This window comes from Streptomyces sp. SKN60 (assembly GCF_026236535.1).
Taxonomy (GTDB): Bacteria; Actinomycetota; Actinomycetes; order Streptomycetales; family Streptomycetaceae; genus Streptomyces.
This window is the reverse complement of record NZ_JAHTMW010000003.1, coordinates 149406-170100: the sequence shown is the minus strand read 5'-3', so window position 1 is coordinate 170100 and position 20695 is coordinate 149406. Positions and strand designations below refer to the sequence as shown.

Annotated in this window: 15 protein-coding genes; 11 read left to right on the top strand and 4 right to left on the bottom strand. The window is 72.4% G+C overall.

The window, feature by feature from the left end; genetic code table 11:
• The gene (locus KV205_RS06690; protein ID WP_265862959.1) at positions 1-1005 is read left to right on the top strand and encodes an ABC transporter substrate-binding protein; all 1005 of its coding nucleotides are present in this window, start codon (positions 1-3) and stop codon (positions 1003-1005) included.
• 70 nt (positions 1006-1075) lie between these two features.
• Here KV205_RS06690 and KV205_RS06685 read toward each other — a convergent pair whose 3' ends face one another.
• The gene (locus KV205_RS06685; protein ID WP_265862957.1) at positions 1076-2317 is read right to left on the bottom strand and encodes an NAD(P)/FAD-dependent oxidoreductase; all 1242 of its coding nucleotides are present in this window, start codon (positions 2315-2317) and stop codon (positions 1076-1078) included.
• Positions 2318-2467: 150 nt separating this feature from the next.
• On the opposite strand from KV205_RS06685, the gene KV205_RS06680 reads away from it, so the two are divergent.
• A complete protein-coding gene (locus KV205_RS06680) occupies positions 2468-3232 on the top strand; it encodes a FadR/GntR family transcriptional regulator (RefSeq protein WP_265862956.1) in 765 nt (254 codons plus the stop codon).
• A 121-nt stretch (positions 3233-3353) separates the two neighbouring features.
• Here the strand turns inward: KV205_RS06680 and KV205_RS06675 are convergent, their stop codons facing one another.
• A complete protein-coding gene (locus KV205_RS06675; RefSeq protein ID WP_265862954.1) occupies positions 3354-5966 on the bottom strand; it encodes an AMP-binding protein in 2613 nt (870 codons plus the stop codon).
• 206 nt (positions 5967-6172) lie between these two features.
• Here KV205_RS06675 and KV205_RS06670 point away from each other — a divergent pair, with 206 nt between their 5' ends.
• Genes KV205_RS06670 through KV205_RS06660 form a run of 3 tightly spaced genes read left to right on the top strand, consistent with a single transcriptional unit; the run spans position 6173 to position 9844 of the window.
• Positions 6173-7192 carry an iron ABC transporter substrate-binding protein gene (locus KV205_RS06670; RefSeq protein WP_265862952.1) on the top strand — a complete coding sequence of 340 codons (1020 nt, stop codon included), beginning with the start codon at positions 6173-6175 and terminating at the stop codon, positions 7190-7192.
• Position 7193: 1 nt separating this feature from the next.
• Complete coding sequence (locus KV205_RS06665; protein WP_265862950.1) at positions 7194-8795, top strand: iron ABC transporter permease; 1602 nt, start codon at positions 7194-7196, stop codon at positions 8793-8795.
• Entirely contained in the window at positions 8792-9844 is a 1053-nt protein-coding gene (locus KV205_RS06660; protein ID WP_265862948.1) for an ABC transporter ATP-binding protein, read from the top strand. Before KV205_RS06665 ends, KV205_RS06660 begins: the two co-directional genes overlap by 4 nt.
• Positions 9845-9854: 10 nt before the next feature.
• On the opposite strand, the gene KV205_RS06655 is transcribed toward KV205_RS06660, so the two are convergent.
• Entirely contained in the window at positions 9855-10703 is an 849-nt protein-coding gene (locus KV205_RS06655) for a helix-turn-helix domain-containing protein (RefSeq protein ID WP_265862946.1), read from the bottom strand.
• Between the two features lie 91 nt (positions 10704-10794).
• Between KV205_RS06655 and KV205_RS06650 the strand changes: the two genes are divergently transcribed.
• The 4 genes from KV205_RS06650 to pntB (KV205_RS06635) all read left to right on the top strand — a co-directional run bounded on the left by KV205_RS06650 (position 10795) and on the right by pntB (KV205_RS06635) (position 15965).
• A complete protein-coding gene (locus KV205_RS06650; RefSeq protein ID WP_265862944.1) occupies positions 10795-11580 on the top strand; it encodes an alpha/beta fold hydrolase in 786 nt (261 codons plus the stop codon).
• 14 nt (positions 11581-11594) lie between these two features.
• Positions 11595-12794, top strand: a complete 1200-nt coding sequence (locus tag KV205_RS06645) for an FAD-dependent oxidoreductase (RefSeq protein ID WP_265862943.1) — start codon at positions 11595-11597, stop codon at positions 12792-12794.
• 220 nt (positions 12795-13014) lie between these two features.
• On the top strand, positions 13015-14541 hold the full coding sequence (locus KV205_RS06640) for a Re/Si-specific NAD(P)(+) transhydrogenase subunit alpha (RefSeq protein ID WP_265862941.1): 1527 nt from the start codon (positions 13015-13017) through the stop codon (positions 14539-14541).
• Positions 14542-14546: 5 nt separating this feature from the next.
• Positions 14547-15965 carry a Re/Si-specific NAD(P)(+) transhydrogenase subunit beta gene (gene pntB, locus KV205_RS06635; RefSeq protein WP_265862940.1) on the top strand — a complete coding sequence of 473 codons (1419 nt, stop codon included), beginning with the start codon at positions 14547-14549 and terminating at the stop codon, positions 15963-15965.
• A 54-nt stretch (positions 15966-16019) separates the two neighbouring features.
• Here the strand turns inward: pntB (KV205_RS06635) and KV205_RS06630 are convergent, their stop codons facing one another.
• Positions 16020-17438, bottom strand: coding sequence for a cytosine permease (locus KV205_RS06630; RefSeq protein WP_265862939.1), 1419 nt, complete (start codon positions 17436-17438; stop codon positions 16020-16022).
• A 284-nt stretch (positions 17439-17722) separates the two neighbouring features.
• On the opposite strand from KV205_RS06630, the gene KV205_RS06625 reads away from it, so the two are divergent.
• Together KV205_RS06625 and pntB (KV205_RS06620) are read left to right on the top strand one after the other, a co-directional pair.
• Positions 17723-19273, top strand: a complete 1551-nt coding sequence (locus tag KV205_RS06625) for a Re/Si-specific NAD(P)(+) transhydrogenase subunit alpha (RefSeq protein WP_265862937.1) — start codon at positions 17723-17725, stop codon at positions 19271-19273.
• 1 nt (position 19274) lies between these two features.
• Positions 19275-20693, top strand: a complete 1419-nt coding sequence (gene pntB, locus KV205_RS06620) for a Re/Si-specific NAD(P)(+) transhydrogenase subunit beta (RefSeq protein WP_265862935.1) — start codon at positions 19275-19277, stop codon at positions 20691-20693.
• The last annotated feature ends 2 nt before the right edge of the window (positions 20694-20695 follow it).

The window sequence follows — 20695 nt, the reverse complement described above, 5'->3', positions numbered from 1 at the left end:
ATGGCTCCACTCCGACTGACCTTCGCCTGCGGCGACTACGACCGCACCCGCGCCCTCGCCGAGGGCACCGTCCGCCCCGACGGCATCGAGATCAACTACCTCAGACTGCCGGTGGAGGAGACCTTCTTCCGCATGATGCGGCACCGCGAGTTCGAGGTGGCGGAGATGTCGCTCTCCTCGTACGTCCTCTCGCTGGGCTCCGGCGGCCCCGACGGCTCGCCGTTCGTGGCGCTGCCCGTCTACACCTCGCGCATGTTCCGGCACGGCGCGCTGTACTGCCACGCCGACGCCGGCATCACGAAGCCGGAGGACCTGCGCGGCAAGGTGATCGGCACCCCCGAGTACCAGCTGACGGCATGCGTGTGGATGCGCGGCATCCTCGGCGACCGGCACGGCGTCCCCTTCGACTCGGTGAGCTATGTGACCGGGGGTCAGGAGACCCCGGGCCGCATCGAGAAGGCGGGGGTCGACCTGCCGGACTCGGTGCGCATCAGCCGGATCGCCGAGGACGCCACGCTCGCCCGCATGCTGGCCGAGGGGGAGATCGACGCCCTGTGCACCCCCCGGGTGCCGAGCCCGTTCCAGGCCGGTGACCCCCGGGTGCGCCGGGTCTTCCCCGATGTGGTGGCGGCCGAGCGGGAGTACTACGCGGCCACCGGCATCTTCCCGATCATGCACGTGGTGGTGATCCGCCGGGACGTGTACGAGGCGCACCCCTGGGTCGCCCAGTCCCTCTACAAGGCGCTGCTCGCGGCGAAGAACGAGGCCCTGGACGGCCTGTACGACACCTCCGCGCTGCGCTTCATGCTGCCCTGGCTCACCCCTCAACTGGAGGAGGCCCGCGCCCTGTTCGGCCGTGACTACTGGTCGTACGGGCTGGCGGGCGGCAACCGGGAGACGCTGGAGACCTTCCTGCGCTACCACCACGAGCAGGGACTGTCCCCGCGCCGGTACCGGCCGGAGGAACTGTTCGCCCCGGAGGCCCTGGAGTCGGCGGTGATCTGACCGGGCGTCACCGAGAGCGCCATGCGAAAGGAGCCGGACCCGAGTCGGGTCCGGCTCCTTCGTGGTCGGTTCAGCGCACCTGCGCCGTGCCCTCCGTCAGCAGCTGCTTGAGCGGTACGTCGGCGTCGCCGGCCCGGTCCGCGGGGAGGTGCTCGCCCCGGGTGAGGGCCCGGCGCACGGCCAGGTAGTCGGCGGGCCGGTTGACGGCGTCGACGGCGAGCAGGGCGCCCCGGCGGTAGTAGAGGACGGAGAACCGCCCGCTCGCCGGCTCGCCGCGGACGACGGTGCTGTCGTGGCCGGCGGACAGGCCCGCGATCTGCAGGCGCAGCTCGCCCTGGTTCGACCAGAACCAGGGCACGGAGGTGTCCGGCTCGTCGCGGCCGAGCAGGCTCGCCGCCGCGGCCTGGGCCTGGGCGAGCGCGCTCGGCACCGACTCCAGGCGCAGCCGGCCCTCGCCGGTGAGCGGGTGGGGCCGCACGGTGCAGTCCCCGGCCGCCACCACGCCCGGCACGTTGGTGCGGGAGCAGGCGTCCACCACGATGCCGCCGTCCACCTCGACCCCGAGCGCGCGGGCCGGGCCGGTCCGGGGCCGTACGCCCACGCCGAGCAGCACCAGGTCCGCGGGCAGCCGGGTGCCGTCGGCGAGCACCGCGGCCCGGACCCGCCCCGTGACGTCGCCCTCGAATCCGGCGACGGCCGCGGACAGCAGCACCTCGGTGCCCTGCCGGGTGTGGGCCCGCCGGTAGAACTCGGAGACCACCGGCGCCACGGCGCGGGCCATCAGCCGCTCCCCGGCCTCCACCACCGTGACGTGCACGCCGAGCGAGCGGGCCACGGCGGCCGTCTCCAGACCGATGAACCCGCCGCCGACCACGACGACCCGCTGGGCGCGGGCCAGGCGTTCGCGCAGGGCGCGCGCGTCCTCGAGCCCGCGCAGGGTGCAGACCCCGCGCAGTCCGGCGCCCGGCACCGGCAGCCGTACGGGCTCGGCGCCCAGGGTCAGGGCGAGCCGCTCGTACGGCAGGGTGCGCCCGGAGGCGGTGTGCAGCAGGCCGGGCTCGGCCCCCGTGATCCGCTCGCCGGTGAGCAGCCGGATGCCGGCCTGTTCGTAGTAGCCGGGGTCCCGGAAGGCCAGGGAGTCCTGGTCCGCCCGTCCGGCGAGGAAGTCCTTGGAGAGCGGGGGGCGTTGATAGGGGGCGTGGAGCTCCTCGCCCACGAGCACGATCGGCTCCTCGTCCCCTCCCTGGCGCAATGACACGGCCAGGTGCAGCCCCGCCTGGCCGGCTCCGACGACGACTGTCCCGCTCCCCATGGTGCGACCTTCTCCCGCCTCGGTGGCTTTGGCTTAACGTCAGACCATTCTACCAATCTAGGCGGCGAGGCGGAATGGCATTGTGGTTTGACGTCAATCCGTCGGACGGAACCGGGTCTCGGGGCGGCTCGGTCGTGGAAGAATGGGCGCATGTCCCCCCGAGCGAGTCAGACCCCGGAGAACGAGGCAACCTCCAGGCGGCCGGCCGTGCCGCAGGAGCTGTTCAAGGCCGTCTCCTCGAGCCGTGTGTCCCAGGTGATCGTCGAGCAGATCCGGCACCTGCTGAAGGAGGAGCGGCTGCAGCCCGGCGACCGGCTGCCCAGCGAGCGCGAACTGTGCGTGCAGTTCGGGTGCAGCCGGGTCACCATCCGCGAGGCGCTGCGCATCCTGGAGGCCAACGGCCTGGTCGAGATCAGAGTCGGCGCGCGCGGCGGCGCCTTCGTGACGGCCCCGACGTCGAGCCGGGTGAGCGAGGGCCTCGCCGACCTGCTCACCTTCTCCCCGCTCACCGCCTCCCAGGTCACCGAGGCCCGGCTGATCTTCGAACTGGGCGTGGTCCCGCTGGCGGTGGAGCGCGCCACCGACGAGGACATCGCCGACCTGCGCGCCATGTGCGAGGCCCATGCGAAGGCGATGCGGCAGGGCGAGTACACGATGGAACTCTCCACCGCCTTCCACATCCGCCTGGCGGCCTGCACCCACAACCCGGCGATCGAGATGCTCGTGGAGTCCTTCCGCGGCCCGATGCTCATGAGCCTGCGCGAGGCCCAGGCCAACGAGCCGGCGACGATGGGCCGGCGCGGCACCAAGGAGCACCGCGAACTCGTCGAGGCGATCGCCGCCCGCGACACCGAGGCGGCGACCAAGCTGATGCGCACCCACCTGGAGCGCACCGCCTCCCGCGTCAAGGACTGACCCCGCCGCCGGCCCCCTGCCCGTCCCGAGCGCCCCGGACCGTCACGGTCCGGGGCGCTCGGCCGTGCGCGTCCGACGGGTCATCAGCAGCACGCGCAGGCGGCATCGGCGTCGGCCGCCATCACGGCGTGTGGCGCGACGTCGTCCTCGTGGAGCACCGTTCGTCCGTCGTCGACTGACCCCGGGCGGCTCCGGGACGACGCAGCGCGGACACCCGCTGCACGAGCCGGCCGACGGCGGCCGCGTAGCCGATGCCGAAGGCCAGGGAGACCACGAGCGCCAGGTGCTTCGACAGGCCGTCGAAGACCGGGTAGATCTGCCAGTGGGTCAGGTAGATGGCGAGGGAGCTGCCGGCGAGCAGCCCGGCCGCCTGGTTGACGCGGTGGGCGCTCGGCAGGGTCGGGAACCAGACCAGCAGGCAGAAGCCCGCCACGACGAACAGTTCGCGGCGGGGCTCGCCGGGGAAGAAGCCGGGCACGGTGGCCAGTGCCGCGATCGTCACGAGGAGGCGTTGCGGCACCGTGCGGGACTGGGCGGCGGCCCAGCCGAGGGCGAAGAGCCAGAAGACGGTGACCGCGTCGGTGATCTGGGCGCGGGCCGGCAGGCCCACCAGCTCGTAGCGGGTGAGGAGGCCGAGGCCGGCCAAGCCCGCCGGGAGCCCGTACCGGAAGCGCCGCTCCAGGCGGTGGACGGCGGGCACGGCGAGCAGCGCCGTCAGGGCCAGCAGGATGTAGACGAGGGCCTCGACGAACCAGAGGTGGATCCCGGACCCCATGTCCTCGGGCCAGAGCGCGTTGTGCACCAGGAGCAGATTGGACAGGTCGTAGTCGTCGCTGACGAGCAGCGCGAACGCGGTCCAGGCCATGGTGGGGACGGCGATCCGCGCGATGCTGCGCAGCGAGCGCCGGGTCCGCTCCGCGCGCTCCGGGGAGGAGAGCAGGAAACGGGCGAAGTTGAACCCCGCGACGGCGAGCAGGAGATGGGCTCCGCCCCGGATCTCGAAGAGCCGGATGTGCGAGCCGACGACGCACACGATGGCCACCGCGCGCAGCAGCACGCTGGTCTCCACGCTCCGCCGCTGCCGCGCCCGGCCGGCCGAAGCCCGCTCCTCCAGGTCCCGTATGGAGGTGGTGTGCCAGCTGGTCGGCAGCTGCCCCAGGCGCTGTTCGAGCTGGAGGGACATCTCGACGTACGACAGCGAGTCGCCGCCGAGGGAGACGAAGGAGCTGTCCGGCGTCACGTCCTGGCGGTCCAGGACCCGGGCGTAGAGCGCGCACAGGTCGTCCGGGACCGTGGCGGCCTGGGCCCCGTCGACCGGGGCGCTCAGCGCGCGTACGGCCGCGTAGTCGGGCTTGCCCGTGGGCAGCCGGGGGAGTTCGGGCAGCAGGTGCACGTGGACGGCGCGGGCGGGCAGGCCGCACTCGTCCACGACGCGTCTTCGGATCCGCCGCTGGTCCCAGCCCGGTCTGCGGACGGCCGCGATGGTGACCGTCTCGTCGTCGCCCGCGCACAGGGCGTCCAGGCCGTGCCGTTCGAGCAGGGTCTCGATCCGCTGGGGGTCGATGCGCAGCCCGAGGATCTTGAGGAAGCGGCTGCGCCGGCCGACGATCTCGTACAGACCGTTCTCCGTGCGGCGGGCGAGGTCGCCGGTGTGCAGGGCCTCGACCGTACGGCCGAGGGCGAGGTCGTCCGGGGTGTGGGCGTAGCCGAGCATCACGTTCGGGCCCGTGTAGACGAGTTCACCGACATCACCGTCGGCCGCCTCGTCCACCGGCTCCAGGTGGAAGGCGCCGCCGGGCACCGGGACGCCGATCGCCGACGGGTGCTCGGCGGTCAGGGCGGGCGGCAGATACGCCATGCGGGCGGTCGCCTCGGTCTGGCCGTACATCACGAACAGGTCCCAGCCGCGCCGCTGTCCGAGTGCGGCGTAGCCCGCGACCCGCTCGGGCGCGAGCCGCCCGCCCGCCTGCGTGACGTACCGCAGGCACGGCAGGTCCATCTCGGCGAAGCCGACCCGGTCGAGCAGGTCGAAGGTGTACGGGACGCCGGCGAGCGCGGTGCCGCCGGCCGCCCGGAAGAGGTCCCAGAAGCAGGCGTCGGCCACCGAGAGGCCGGTCAGGACGAGCCCGGCGCCGCGCAGCAGATGACTGTGGATCACGGAGAGGCCGTAGCAGTAGTGCATCGGCAGGGTGGTCGCGGCCCGGTCGGTGTCGCGGATGCCGAGGTACGTGGCGATCGACTCGGCGTTGGCCTGGAGGTTCTCGTACGAGAGCCGGACCAGCTTCGGCGAGCCGGTGGAGCCGGAGGTGCTCAGCAGCAGCGCGAGGTCGGGGTGGAGGGCGTGGCCCGAGCCCTCGCGCCGCTCCTCGATCCGCCACTCGCCGCCCGCCGCCTCCGGGCCGGCCTCGGGGTGGACGACGACATCGGGGTCGTACGCGGCGGTGAGCGCGGCGACGGCCTCGGGATGGTCCCCGGGCACGAGCAGCACCACGTGGCCCGCCGACAGCGCGGCGAGATGCACGACGAGCGCGTCGACGGTGTTGGCGCCGGGCAGCAGCACCAGGCGCCGGTCCGGGCCGAGTCGGCGTGCCGCGTCCTCGACCCGTACGGCCAGCGCGCGGTACGAGATCTCGCCGTCGCCGGTCACGAGGGCGGTGCGGTCGCCGTGCAGCGCGAGGTCGCGGGCGAGCGGGAGGGCGTGGCCGCCGACGGGCGGGGCGGGGAGGAGCGTCACGGGCGCATAGTAGGTAAGGCTTTCCTAATCGAAAAGAGGGGGAGGCGGTTCCGGATGTCCGATCGCGACCGTCGCGTTATCGAATCCTGACTTGACGCTTAGGTTAGCTTTACCTTATCAATGCCGTATTCACAGGTTGGCTCGATATCGCGTTCGCTCGACAACTCGACAACTCGACACGACGACGGCAGGAAGGCTCCACCCGTATGCGCCGCCCCTTGGCCCGCACCCTCACCGCGCTCGCCGCGGCCGTCCTGCTCGGCCCCCTGCTCTCCGCCTGCGGCAGTGACGAGCCCGCCGACCTCGTCATCTACTCCGGGCGCAACGAGAACCTCGTGAAGCCGCTCATCGAGAAGCTGGAGAAGCACCTCGGCGCCAACGTCGAGGTGCGCTACGGCGACAGCGCCGAACTGTCCGCCCAGCTCCTGGAGGAGGGCGACAAGACCGAGGCCGGGCTCTTCCTCTCCCAGGACGCCGGCGCCCTCGGCGCACTCTCCAAGGAACAGCGCCTCGCCCCGCTGCCCCGGGCCACCCTCGACAAGGTCGACGCCGCCTACCGCGGTTCCGCCGGCGACTGGGCGGGCGTCAGCGGCCGCGTCCGCGTCCTCGCCTACGACCCCGCCCAGGTGCCCACGCCCCCGAACAGCGTGCACGAGCTGGTGAAGCCGGAGTGGAAGGGCAGGATCGGCTACGTCCCGACCAACGCCTCCTTCCAGGCCTTCGTCACCGGCATGCGCGTCCTGGAGGGCGACGACGCCACCCGCACCTGGCTCAAGGGCCTGAAGGCCAACCAGCCCAAGACGTACGACAACAACCTCAAGGTCCTCGAAGCCGTCGACAAGGGCGAGGTCTCGCTCGGCCTGATCAACCACTACTACTGGTACGAGCAGGCCGCCGAGAAGGGCGCCGACAAGCTCAAGGCCAAGCTCCACTACCTTCCCAAGGGCGACCCGGGCGGCCTGGTCAACGTCGCCGGCGTCGGCATCCTCAAGGGCGCCGACACCAAGCAGGCCGCGTTCGCCCAGAAGGCCGTCGACTACCTCCTCTCCGCCGAGGCCCAGAGCTACTTCGCCGAGAAGACCAAGGAGTATCCGCTGGCCGCCGGCGTGAAGTCCGCCGACGGCGTGCCGCCCCTGGAGACCCTGCAGCCGCCGAAGATCGACCTCGGCAGGCTGGCCTCCCTCAAGGAGACGCTGGCCATGCTGCAGGACGTCGGAATGGTCTGACGTGACCTCTGACGTGACCGCACCGGAGCGCTCCGGCCCGGCCCGTCACGAACCCCGCCCGGCGGGTGCCCCGGCACCCGCCGGGCGGGGGCGTGCCGCCGGCCGGCCGTCCTGGATCCTGATCGCCCCCGCCGTGCTCGCCGCCGCCCTCGCCGTGCTGCCGCTCGGCTACCTCGGCGTGCGCGCCCTCGAACACGGCCCCGCCTTCGCCTGGGACGTCATCGCCGACGCCCGCACCGGCGAACTCCTGCTGCGCAGCCTCGGCCTGACCGCCGTCGTCGTCACCGCCTGCCTGCTCATCGGCGTCTCCCTGGCCTGGCTGACCGTGCGCACCGCGCTGCCCGGCGCCCGCGCCTGGTCGGTGCTCGTCACCCTCCCGCTCGCGGTGCCCAGCTATGTCACCGCCTTCGCCTGGCTGTCCGCCGCGCCCTCTCTCGCCGGCTTCACCGGCTCGGCGATCGCGCTGACCCTGGCGAGCTTCCCGTACGTGTACCTGCCGGTCGCCGCCGCCCTGCGCGGCACCGATCCCGGACACGAGGAGGTGGCCCGCTCCCTCGGCCACGGCCCGCTGCGCACCTTCCTGCGCGTCACCCTGCCCCAGCTGCGCCCCGCCGCGGCCGGCGGCGGACTGCTCGTCGCGCTGTACGTGCTCTCCGACTTCGGCGCCGTCTCGCTCATGCGCTACGACACCTTCACCCGCGGCATCTACACCTCCTACCGGGCCAGCTTCGACCGCACCCCGGCCGCCGCGCTCAGCGCCGTGCTCGTCGTCATGACCGTGCTGCTCGTCGCCGCCGAGACCCGCACCCGGGGCCGCGCCGACTACGCCCGTACGGGAACGGGCACGGCCCGCAAGGCCGTTTCCGCCGCCCTCGGCCGGCTGCGGCCGCTCGCCCTCGCCTGGTGCGGGGCGGTCGTCGCCGCGGCGGTCGGCTTCCCGCTCGCCACCCTCGGCTACTGGCTGGCCGTCGGCTCCTCCGCCACCTGGGACCCGGCCACCCTCACCAGCACCGCGCTGACCACCCTCGGCGTCGCCGCCGGCGGAGCCGCGCTCACCACGCTCCTCGCGCTGCCCGTCGGCGTCATCGCGGCCCGCCACCGCGGCCGGCTCGCCCATCTCCTCGAACAGGCCGCGTACGCGGGCCACGCCGTGCCCGGCATCACCGTCGCGCTCGCGCTGGTCTTCTTCGCCGTGCGCTACGCCCGCCCGCTCTACCAGGAGACACCGCTGCTGATCTGCGCGTACGCGGTGCTGTTCCTGCCCGTCGCGGTCGGCGCCACCCGGGCCGCCGTGCTCCAGGCCCCGCCCGTCCTCGACGACGTGGCCCGCTCGCTGGGCCGCAGCCCGTTCGGCGTGCTGCGCGAGGTCACCGTGCCGCTCGCGGCCCCCGGCATCGCGGCCGGGGCGGCCCTCACCTTCGTGGTCTGCATGAAGGAACTCCCCGCCACCCTGCTCCTGCGCCCCACCGGCATGGACACCCTCGCCACCCGGCTCTGGACGGAGACCGGCTCCGGATCGTTCGCCGCCGCCGCCCCGTACGCGGCCGCGCTGATCCTGCTCGCCGCCGTCCCCTCGTACCTCCTCGGAAGGCACCGCACATGAACGAGCTCGAGGTCCGCCAGGTCGTCAAGGCGTACGGGCCGGGGGCGCCGGTCCTCGACGGACTCGACCTCACCGTCCCCGGCGGCGCGCTCGCCGCGGTGCTCGGCCCGTCCGGCTGCGGCAAGACCACCCTGCTCCGGGTCGTCGCCGGCTTCCTGAAGGCCGACGCCGGCACCGTGACCGTCGCCGGCCGGCTGCTCGGCGGGCCCGGCGTCCATCTGCCGCCCGAGCGGCGCCGGATCGGCATCGTCCCGCAGGAGGGCGCGCTCTTCCCGCACCTGAGCGTGGCCCGGAACGTCGCCTTCGGGCTCTCCGGGCGCGATCGTGCGGCCAAGCGCACGCGGGTGGGGGAGATGCTGGACCTGGTCGGTCTCCCCGGCTACGGCGAGCGCATGCCGCACGAGCTGTCGGGCGGCCAGCAGCAGCGCGTGGCGCTCGCGAGGGCCCTCGCCCCCGAGCCCCATCTCGTGCTGCTCGACGAGCCGTTCAGCGCGCTCGACAGCGGACTGCGCGGAGCCGTACGGGCGGAGGTGCGCGCCGCGCTCCGGGAGAGCGGCGCCACCGGTCTGCTCGTCACCCACGACCAGCAGGAGGCGCTCTCGACTGCCGACCTGGTCGCCGTCCTCCGCGACGGGCGGGTCGCCCAGTGCGCCACCCCGCAGGAGCTCTACCACCGGCCCGTCGACCCCTGGCTGGCCTCCTTCGTCGGCGACGCCGTCCTCGTGCCGGGCACCGCCGACAAGAACACCGCCACCACCGCCCTCGGCCGCGTCCCCCTCGCCGCCGCCCCGGCGGGCCTCCGCGAGGGCCTGGTCCTGCTGCGCCCCGAGCAGCTCGAACTCGCCGAGCCGGACACCGCCGGCGCCGCCGCCGAAGGGGTGGTGACCGAGGTGCGCTTCTTCGGCCACGACGCCATGGTCACGGTACGCGTCGACGGGCTCGACCAGCCGGTCGACATCCGCACCCCGGGCCCGCTCCGCCAGGAAGCGGGCCGCAGGGTCGGCATCCGTCTGACGGGCGAGGCGACCCTGCATCCGCACGGCGCCTGAGTACCGACCCCTAGAGCACGGCGGGCGTTCCGCGCCCCGGCCAGGCCAGGTCGTCGACCGCGAGGAACGGTTCGGCGGCCACCGCCACAGGGGTCGCACCGGTCAACTCCATGACGTCGCGGTGCAGGTGGGACTGGTCGGCGTAGCCCGTGTCGGCCGCGACATGGGCCGCGGGGACGCCCGCGACCAGGCGGTGGGCGGCGTGGTCGAAGCGGATCAGCTTGGCGGCGCGCTTCGGGGGCAGGCCCAGCTGGGAGCGGAAGCGGGACCAGAGGCGTTTGCGGCTCCAGCCGGCCTCGGCCGCGAGGGCGTCGACACGGGCCAGGCCGTGGGTGACGACGATCCGCTGCCAGGCCCACGCCACTTCCGGGTCCACCGGAGGGCCCGCCTCGTACCGGCGGGCGAGCAGCGCGTCCGTGAGCGCGAAGCGGTCCTGCCACGACGGGGCCTCGGCGAGCCGTTCGCGGATCCGGGACGCCTCCCGGCCCCACAGGGCGTCCAGCGGTACGACGGTGCCGTCGAGCTCGGCGGGGGAGACGCCGAGGACCGCGCGGGCGATCGCCGGGGACAGGCGCACCTGGACGCAGGCGACGTTCTCGCCGCGCGCCCGGACCGCGCCGCCGGATCCGAGCCCGGGGCCGGCGACGAGGCTGCCCCCCTGCTGCCGCCCCGGGGCGCTGTCGAGCACGGGGGAGCCGTCGCCGAAGTCCAGGAGCAGCGTCACGGCCGGGTGCGGGACGATCCGGAGGGCGTCCAGGTCGTGAATGCGGAACCCGGCCATGCTGAGCCCGGCCACCCGGCTGGGCCGGCGCGGGCACGCGACCTCCCACCGGGCCGCACCGTGCGCGAACGTCTCCATGGCTCCATGGTGCTACGCGAACCGGACGCGAACCGACCGGCGGGAACATTCGTCCAATCCTGCGGCGGGCGGCGGCGGGGACAGTGGGCCCATGACTGCTTCCCCTTCCGACCGTGACGACCTCCATGTGTGCCAGGACGGCCCCCGTGACGCCCCCGCACTCCTCCTGATCCACGGGACCGCGTCCTCGGCCCGCTCGTGGGACCCGATGGTGCCGCTCCTCACCGGGTCCCACCGGGTGATCCGGATCGATCTGCTCGGGCACGGCCGCTCGGCCAAGCCCGACGACCGGAGCTACGAGATCCCGGACCAGGCGGGCCGGGTCGGCGCGGCACTGGACCGGCTCGGCGTCGGACGGGCCGTGGTCGTCGGGCATTCCAGCGGCGGCGTGGTCGCCACCGCGCTCGCCGAACAGCGGCCCGAGCTGGTGACCGCGCTCGCCCTCGTCAACACCGGCCCCCATCTGGGCGCCTTCATCGCGCCGCCCGAGCCCGCCGCGGCCGGCCCGGCCGTGTGGCCGCCGACCGACGAACAGCTCCGCGCCTTCGCGAGCACCGCGTTCAGCCGCCCGGGCTTCCGGGTCCCGGAGGAACTCCTGGACGACGTACGGGGGATGACGCCGCACACGTACACCGCGTCGACGCGGGGCACCGTCTCGTACCTCCAGCGGCAGGGGCTGCCGGAACGCCTCGCCGTCCTGGGCAAGCCGCTCCTGGTGCTGTTCGGCGAGGACGACCGCCGCTGGCGCTCCTCGTCCGCCGCCGACTACCGCGTCGTCCCCGGCGCGCGGATCGAGCTGCTGCCCGGTCTGGGCCACTCGCCGCTGCTGGAGGATCCGGCGCGAACCGCCACCGCCCTGCTGGCCTTCACCGCATGAAAGGGAGGAGCGCCATGCGGATTCTCGTCTCCGGCGCCGGCATCGCCGGCCCGGTCCTGGCCTACTGGCTCACCCGGCACGGCTTCTCCGTCACCGTCGTCGAGCGCGCGCCGGCGCTGCGCAGGACCGGTGGCCACGCGGTCGACCTGTTCCGGCCCGCGGTCGACATCTCGGAGCGGATGGGCGTCCTGCCGCGCATCGAGGAACGGGCCACCGGCACCAGCCGTATGACGATCCGTCAGGAAGGTGCACGGCGTCCGGTCCGGGTGGATCTCGCCAAGATCTTCGGTGCCGCCTCCGACCGGCACGTCGAGATCATGCGCGACGACCTCGGCGAGATCTACTGCGAGGCCGGCCGCGAGCACGTCGAGTACCTCTTCGGCGACTCGATCACCGAGCTCTCGCCCGACGGCGAGGTGCGGTTCGAGCACGCCCCACCGCGCCGCTTCGACCTCGTCGTCGGCGCCGACGGACTGCACTCCCGGGTGCGCCGCCTCGTCTTCGGCGAGGAGTCCCGCTTCACCTCCTTCATCGGCGCCCACTTCGGCGTGCTGACCCTGCCGAACCTCCCGGACCTCGACGGCGAGCTCCGCATGCACGTCGGCGTCGGCCGCACCGCCGGCATGTACGGCGCCCGGCATCTCGGGGACGCGCGGGCGCTGTTCCTGTTCCGGAGCGAGCGCGCGCTCGACTGCCACCACCGGGACACGGACCGGCAGAAGGAGCTGCTGCGCGGTGCGTTCGCCGGGATGCACGAGGAGGTGGACGCCTGGCTGGACGAACTCGACCGCACCCCGGGGTTCTACTTCGACTCGATCGCCCAGCTCCGCATGGACGCCTGGTCACGGGGGAGGGTGACACTCGTCGGCGACGCGGGCTACTGCCCCGGCCCGGCCGTCGGCGGCAGCACCAGCCTGGCCGTCGTCGGCGCGTACGTCCTGGCCGGCGAGCTGGCGCGGGCGGGCGGCGATCACGAGCGCGCGTTCCCCGCGTACGAGCGGGCGATGGCGGAGCACGTACGGGGCAGCCGCGAGGTCGCGCTGAGCGCGGCGAAGACCCTGGTCCCGACGTCCCGCCTCGGCGTACGGGGGCTTGCCCAGGGCGCCCGCCTGATCTCCGCCCTGCCCGCCGGCCCGGGCCGCGCGCTCCTCCGCCTCACGACCAGGAGCGCGCGCTTTCACCACTCGATGACCGTCGAGGACTACCCGGCGTAGCCCGGCCGGGCCGACGACGTTACGCGAGGCGGGGCGTCCGGGCCCATGTTGCGTACACCTCACCTGTGGGCGCTGTTCAAGGAGAGCTCTCGGCGGTCAAGCTGAGCGGCGTGCTCCGGATCATCGCGGGGCACACTTCTGATCTCTCCTCTCTGATTCTCGTTCTGATCTTGTTGAGAACACCCCGTTGACGGCCACAGCAGCGAAACGGAGAACACTCGTGATTGTCGGAGTCCTCAAGGAAGCGCGGGCAGGTGAGAGTCGCGTCTCGGCCACACCGGCCACGATCGAACAGCTCCGCAAACTGGGGTACGAGGTCGTCGTCGACGCGGACGCGGGCATCGCGGCCGGCTTCACCGGCAGCGCCTACGAGGCCGCCGGTGCGACCGTCGGCGACGCGGCCGCCGCGGACGTGGTCCTCGGTGTGAACGCCCCGGCCCCGGCCCAGTTGGACCGGATACGGCCGGAGGCGACCGTGATCGCCCTGTTCGCGCCGGCCTTCGACCCGGCGATGGTCGAGGAGCTCGGCCGCCGCCCGTTCACCGCCCTGTCGATGGACGCCGTGCCGCGGATCAGCCGGGCCCAGTCGATGGACGTGCTCTCCTCGATGGCGAACATCGCCGGCTACCGGGCCGTCGTCGAGGCCGCGCACGAGTTCGGGCGCTTCTTCACCGGCCAGGTGACGGCGGCCGGCAAGGTGCCGCCCGCGAAGGTGCTCGTCGCGGGCGCCGGCGTCGCCGGTCTCGCGGCCATCGGCGCGTCCGGCTCGCTCGGCGCGATCGTGCGCGCCACCGACCCGCGTCCTGAAGTGGCCGACCAGGTACGGTCGCTGGGCGGCGAGTACCTGTCGATCGAGTCCCCGGAGGTGGAGGTCTCGAAGACGGGCTACGCCAAGGAGATGGGCGACGACTACAAGGCGCGCGAGGCGGAGCTGTACGCCGCGCAGTGCCGTGACGTCGACATCGTCATCACCACCGCGCTGATCCCGGGACGGCCCGCGCCCACGCTCGTCACCAAGGAGATGGTGGCGAGCATGAAGCCGGGCTCGGTGATCGTCGACATGGCGGCGGCCAACGGCGGCAACGTCGAGGGCACCGTGAAGGGCGAGAAGACCGTCACCGACAACGGTGTGACGATCATCGGCTACACCGACCTGGCGGGCCGGCTGCCGGCCCAGGCCTCCCAGCTCTACGGCACCAACCTGGTCAACCTGCTGAAGCTGATGACGCCGGAGAAGGACGGCCGCCCGGTACTGGACTGGGACGACCCGGTGCAGCGCTCGATCACCGTCGTACGGGACGGCGAGACGGCCTGGCCGCCCCCGCCGGTCCAGGTCTCGGCGGCGCCGGCCCCGGCGGCCGCGGCGCCCGTGACGGAGCCGGCGCCGAAGAAGGCGCCGATGACGGCGAAGCAGCGGTTCGGCGGGGTGGCCCTCGGCGCCCTGGCCCTGTTCCTCCTCGCCGCCTTCGCCCCGGCGGCGCTCCTTCCGCACGTCACGGTCTTCGTGCTCGCGATCGTCATCGGCTACTACGTCATCGGTCATGTGCACCACGCCCTGCACACGCCGCTGATGTCGGTGACCAACGCGATCTCCGGAATCATCGTCGTCGGTGCCCTGCTGCAGATCGGGCACGCGAGCCCGACGGTCACGGTGCTTTCGGCCGTGGCGATCCTGCTGTCCAGTATCAATGTCTTCGGCGGCTTCGCGGTGACGCGTCGCATGCTCGCCATGTTCAACCGGAGCTGACTGACATGACTGCGACCATCGCCGCCCAGGCGGCCTACCTCGTTGCCGCACTCCTCTTCATCCTCGCCCTCGCGGGACTCTCCAAGCACGAGTCGGCCCGGCTGGGCAACGCCTTCGGCATGCTCGGCATGGGCGTCGCGCTCGTCGCGACGATCGTGCTCGCGATCGACGGCGACATCAGCACCGCCGGCCTCGGCCTGATGGGCGTGGCGATGCTGATCGGCGCGCTGATCGGGCTGCAGCGGGCCCGTGGCGTCGAGATGACCGGCATGCCCGAACTCATCGCGCTGCTCCACTCCTTCGTCGGCCTCGCCGCCGTCCTGGTCAGCTGGAACGGCTTCCTCAACGTCGAGCACGACCCCGCGGGCCACGAGGCCAAGGCCCTGGACGCGCTCGGGACGCTCGGCATCCACCACGCCGAGGTCTTCATCGGCCTGTTCATCGGCGCCGTCACCTTCACCGGCTCCGTCGTGGCCTATCTGAAGCTCTCCGCGAAGATCAGCTCCAAGCCGCTGGTGCTCCCGGGCAAGAACGCCCTGAACCTCGGCTCGCTCGGCCTGTTCGTCGCCCTGACCGTGTGGTTCGTGATCACGCCGGAGCTGTGGCTGCTGATCACCGTGACGGTCCTCGCCCTCGCCCTCGGCTGGCACCTGGTCGCCTCCATCGGCGGCGGCGACATGCCGGTCGTGGTCTCGATGCTCAACAGCTACTCCGGCTGGGCCGCCGCGGCCTCCGGCTTCCTGCTCGGCAACGACCTCCTCATCGTCACCGGCGCGCTGGTCGGCTCGTCGGGTGCCTACCTCTCGTACATCATGTGCAAGGCGATGAACCGCTCGTTCTTCTCGGTGATCGCCGGCGGCTTCGGCATCGAGGCGCCCTCCGGCTCCGACGTCGACTACGGCGAGCACCAGGAGATCACCGCGGAGAGCGCCGCCGAGATGCTGTCCTCGGCCCGGTCCGTGGTCATCACCCCCGGCTACGGCATGGCCGTCGCCCAGGCCCAGTACCCGGTCGCCGAGCTCACCTCGAAGCTGCGCGCGAAGGGCGTCGAGGTCCGCTTCGGCATCCACCCGGTCGCGGGCCGGCTGCCCGGCCACATGAACGTCCTCCTGGCCGAGGCCAAGGTGCCGTACGACATCGTCCTCGAAATGGACGAGATCAACGAGGACTTCTCCGACACCGACGTCGTCCTCGTCATCGGTGCCAACGACACCGTCAACCCGGCCGGAGCCGAGGACCCGTCGAGCCCGCTCGCCGGCATGCCGGTCCTCACCGTCTGGGAGGCCGGCAAGGTCATCGTCTTCAAGCGCTCGATGGCCTCCGGTTACGCCGGCGTCCAGAACCCGCTGTTCTTCAAGGACAACACGTCGATGCTCTTCGGCGACGCGAAGGCCCGGGTCGAGGACATCGTCGGCGCGCTCTGAGCCGTACGGACGCCTCCCGGCCCGGCGTGGACGGAGACCCCCGTCCACGCCGGGTCAGGAGGTGCCGACCGCCTCGCCGAGGCCATCAGCCGCGTCGGCGGTGGCCGGGTGCACGGTCGCGGCCGGTGGATCGGCGGTACGCCGTACCCACAGGCCGTACACGGCCGCGGTGAACGCGAGCCCGACGAGCCACGAGACGTCGGCGCCGCCGAGCCGCTCGGTGATCGCGCCGGTGTACAGCTTGGTGGCCAGGAACGGGATCTGTACGGCGACCCCGAGGACGTAGCAGACGAGCGCGGTGACGTTCCAGCGCCCGTACCGGCCCTCCGGGTCGTACAGGGCGGGGATGTCGACCCGCTCGCGCGAGACCAGGTAGTAGTCGACCAGATTGATCGCGCTCCACGGGGTGAACACCATCAGGATCAGGAGCACGAAGTTCTTGAAGTTGTTCAGGAAGTCGGCGCTGGCGGCGAGCGCGATGCCGATCGACACCGCGGTGAAGCCGATGATGTACGCGGCGCGGGCGGCCGTCGAGATCCGGGAGCGGCCGTCGAAGGCGGTGACGGTGGTCAGGATCGACATGAAACCGCCGTACGCGTTGAGGCAGTTGACGGTCAGCTTGCCGACCACGATCACCAGGTAGATCAGCACGGCGAGGACCGCGGGCCCGGCCAGGTCGCCGAGGAAGCCCACCTGGTCGGTGAGGAAGGCGTCGCCCGCGACGGCGGCGGTGAGCGCCCCGAGCGTCATGGCCCACTGGGAGCCGATGACCGAACCGGCGAACGTCGACCAGAACGTCGCCCGCGTGCTGGTGTCCCGCGGCAGATAGCGCGAGTAGTCGGCGACGTACGGGCCGAAGGTCAGCTGCCAGCCCGCGCCGAGCCCCACGGCGAGCAGGAAGGTAGCCGCGTCGAAGCCCTTGACCCCGATGTGCGCGCCGACGTCGTACTGGGTGAACACCCGTACCAGCAGATAGCCGAGGCCGAGCACGCCGACGACGGTGGCGACCCGGCCGGCGGCGTGGATGAGCCGGTAGCCGGTGACGGCGACCACGGCGGTCAGCACGCCGAAGACCAGGATCCCGGCCCGTGTGTCGTCGATGTGCAGCATCGCGGACAGCGCCTGACCGGCCAGCACGCTGCCGGTCGCGGCGAATCCCAGGTACATGAGGATCACCAGGAGCAGCGGCAGCACCGCCCCGTGGACGCCGAACTGCGCCCGGCTGGAGATCATCTGCGGTACGCCGAGCCGCGGCCCCTGCGCGGAGTGCAGCGCCATCACGATGCCGCCCAGCACGTTGCCGATGAGCAGCGCGGGTATCGCCCACAGCGCGTCGGCGCCGAAGACGACGGACAGCGCGCCGTCGACGATCGCGGTGATCTGCATGTTGGCGCCGAACCACAGCGTGAACTGGCTGCGTGGCGTGCCGTGCCGCTCGGCGTCGGGAATGACCTCGATGGTGCGCCGCTCCATGCCCTCTCCCTCTCCCCACTGCGTCTTCGGTGCGCCGAATCTCGCATAGAGGTCAACAGGGTTCAAGGCTTTGAATGAACAATTTCATCGAGGGGTCGCCGCCCGGCGTGGCCGCTTCGCGGTCTTGCCACGGCCCGTGGGACGTGTGGAAGCCTCTCCGTGCGCGGCCGGCCGCGCCGTCACGCCGGTGGTGCGGCATCGGCGTGGCCCTGATCGTGGCGGGCGCACTTCTGGTCGAGTGGGAGCAGGCCGATGACGGCAAGAGAAGCGAACGGAGAGCATTCGTGATTGTCGGAGTCCTCAAGGAAGCGCGGGCGGGCGAGAAACGCGTGTCGGCCACGCCGGCCACGGTCGAGCCCCTCCGCAAACTGGGGTACGAGATCGTCGTCGACCCGGGCGCCGGCGCCGCCGCGGGCTTCGCCGACAGCGCCTATGTGGCCGCCGGCGCGCGCATCGGCGAGGCCGCGGCCGCCGACGTGGTCCTCGGCGTCAACGCCCCGAGCACGGCGCAGCTCGACCGGCTCAGGGAGGGCGCCACGGTCATCGCCCTGTTCGCGCCGGCCTTCGACCGGGCGATGGTCGAGGAGCTCGGCCGGCGCCCCGTGACGGCGCTCTCGATGGACGCCGTGCCGCGGATCAGCCGGGCCCAGTCGATGGATGTGCTCTCCTCGATGGCGAACATCGCCGGCTACCGGGCCGTCGTCGAGGCGGCCCACGAGTTCGGGCGCTTCTTCACCGGACAGATGACGGCGGCCGGCAAGGTGCCGCCCGCGAAGGTGCTCGTCGCGGGCGCCGGCGTCGCGGGACTCTCCGCGATCGGTACGGCCGGAGCGCTCGGCGCGATCGTACGGGCGACGGACCCGCGTCCCGAGGTCGCCGAGCAGGTGCGTTCACTGGGCGGCGAGTACCTGTCGATCGAGTCGCCGGAGGTCGAGGTCTCGGCCACCGGTTACGCGAAGGAGATGAGCGACGCCTACAAGGCGCGCGAGGTCGAGCTGTACACGGCACAGACCCGCGAGGCGGACATCGTCATCACCACCGCGCTGATCCCGGGGCGGCCCGCGCCGACGCTGATCACCGCGGAGATGGTGGCCGGAATGCGGCCCGGCTCGGTCATCGTGGACATGGCCGCCGCCAACGGCGGCAACGTGATCGGCACGGTGCGGGGCGAGAAGACCGTCACCGACAACGGCGTGACCATCATCGGCTACACCGATCTCGCCGGGCGGCTGCCGGCCCAGGCCTCCCAGCTCTACGGCACCAACCTGGTGAACCTGCTCAAGCTGCTCACCCCGGGCAAGGACGGCTGCCCGGTCCTGGACTGGGACGACCCGGTGCAGCGCTCGATCACCGTCGTACGGGACGGCGAGACGGCCTGGCCACCGCCACCCGTCCAGGTCTCCGCCGCACCGAAGCCCGCGGCGGCGGCCCCCGGGACCGCGGACGCGGCCGGGGCCGTCGTACCGGTCTCGCCCGTCAAGCGGCCCGCCACCCCGGCCCGGCGCTTCGGCGTGGTCGCGCTCGGCGCCCTGGCCCTGTTCCTCCTCGCCGGCTTCGCGCCCGCCGCGCTGCTGCCCCATGTCACCGTCTTCGTGCTCGCGATCGTCATCGGCTACTACGTCATCGGCCATGTGCACCACGCCCTGCACACCCCGCTGATGTCGGTGACCAACGCGATCTCCGGAATCATCGTGGTCGGCGCGCTGCTCCAGATCGGTCACGGCGACACGGCGGTCACCGTGCTGTCCTGCGTGGCGATCCTGCTCGCCGGCATCAATGTCTTCGGTGGCTTCGCGGTGACGCGACGCATGCTCGCCATGTTCCGCAGGAGCTGAGATGACCGCGACCCTCGCCGCTCAAGCGGCCTACCTCGTCGCCGCGTTGCTGTTCGTCCTCGCCCTCGCCGGGCTCTCCAAGCACGAGTCGGCCCGGCTCGGGAACGCCTTCGGCATCCTCGGCATGGGCGTCGCCCTCGTCGCCACCGTGGTCCTCGCCGCCGACGGCGACATCACCGGGGCGGGTGCCGCGCTGATGGGCCTCGCCATGCTGGTCGGCGCGCTCGTCGGCCTCTGGCGCGCCCGTGGTGTGGAGATGACCGGCATGCCCGAACTCATCGCGCTGCTCCACTCGTTCGTCGGTCTCGCCGCCGTCCTCGTGAGCTGGAACGGCTACCTCACCGTCGAGCACCGGCCAGGCGGCGCCGAGGCCTCCGACCTCGAAGCGCTCGGCACCCTGGGCATCCACCACGCCGAGGTCTTCATCGGTGTGTTCATCGGCGCGGTCACCTTCACCGGCTCGATCGTCGCCAACCTGAAGCTGTCGGCCCGGATCGCCTCCCGGCCGCTGATGCTCCCTGGCAAGAACGCCCTGAATCTGGGCGCCCTGGGGCTGTTCGTCGCGCTCGCCGTGTGGTTCGTGGCCGCGCCCGCCCTGTGGCCGCTCATCGCCGTCACGGTGCTCGCCCTCGCTCTCGGCTGGCACCTGGTCGCCTCGATCGGCGGCGGTGACATGCCGGTCGTGGTGTCGATGCTCAACAGCTACTCCGGCTGGGCGGCCGCCGCTTCCGGCTTCCTGCTCGGCAACGACCTGCTGATCGTCACGGGCGCCCTGGTCGGCTCCTCCGGTGCGTATCTGTCCTATCTGATGTGCCAGGCGATGAACCGCTCCTTCCTCTCCGTCATCGCCGGCGGCTTCGGCATCGAGGCGCCGTCGGGCTCCGACGTCGACTACGGCGAGCACCAGGAGATCACCGCCGAAGGCGTCGCCGAACTCCTGGAGGCGGCACGCTCGGTCATCATCACACCGGGATACGGGATGGCCGTCGCCCAGGCGCAGTACCCGGTCGCGGAACTCACCGAGAAGCTGCGCGCGAAGGGGATCGAGGTCCGCTTCGGCATCCACCCGGTGGCGGGGCGGCTGCCCGGCCACATGAACGTGCTGCTCGCCGAGGCGAAGGTGCCGTACGACATCGTCTTCGCCATGGACGAGATCAACGAGGACTTCGCCGACACCGACGTCGTCCTCGTCATCGGCGCCAACGACACCGTGAACCCGGCCGGGACGGAGGACCCGAGCAGCCCGCTCGCCGGCATGCCGGTCCTCACCGTCTGGGAGGCGGACAAGGTCATCGTCTTCAAGCGCTCGATGGCGTCCGGCTATGCCGGGGTCCAGAACCCGCTGTTCTTCCGCGAGAACACGGCGATGCTCTTCGGCGACGCGAAGCAGCGGGTGGAGGACATCGTCACCGAGCTCTGACG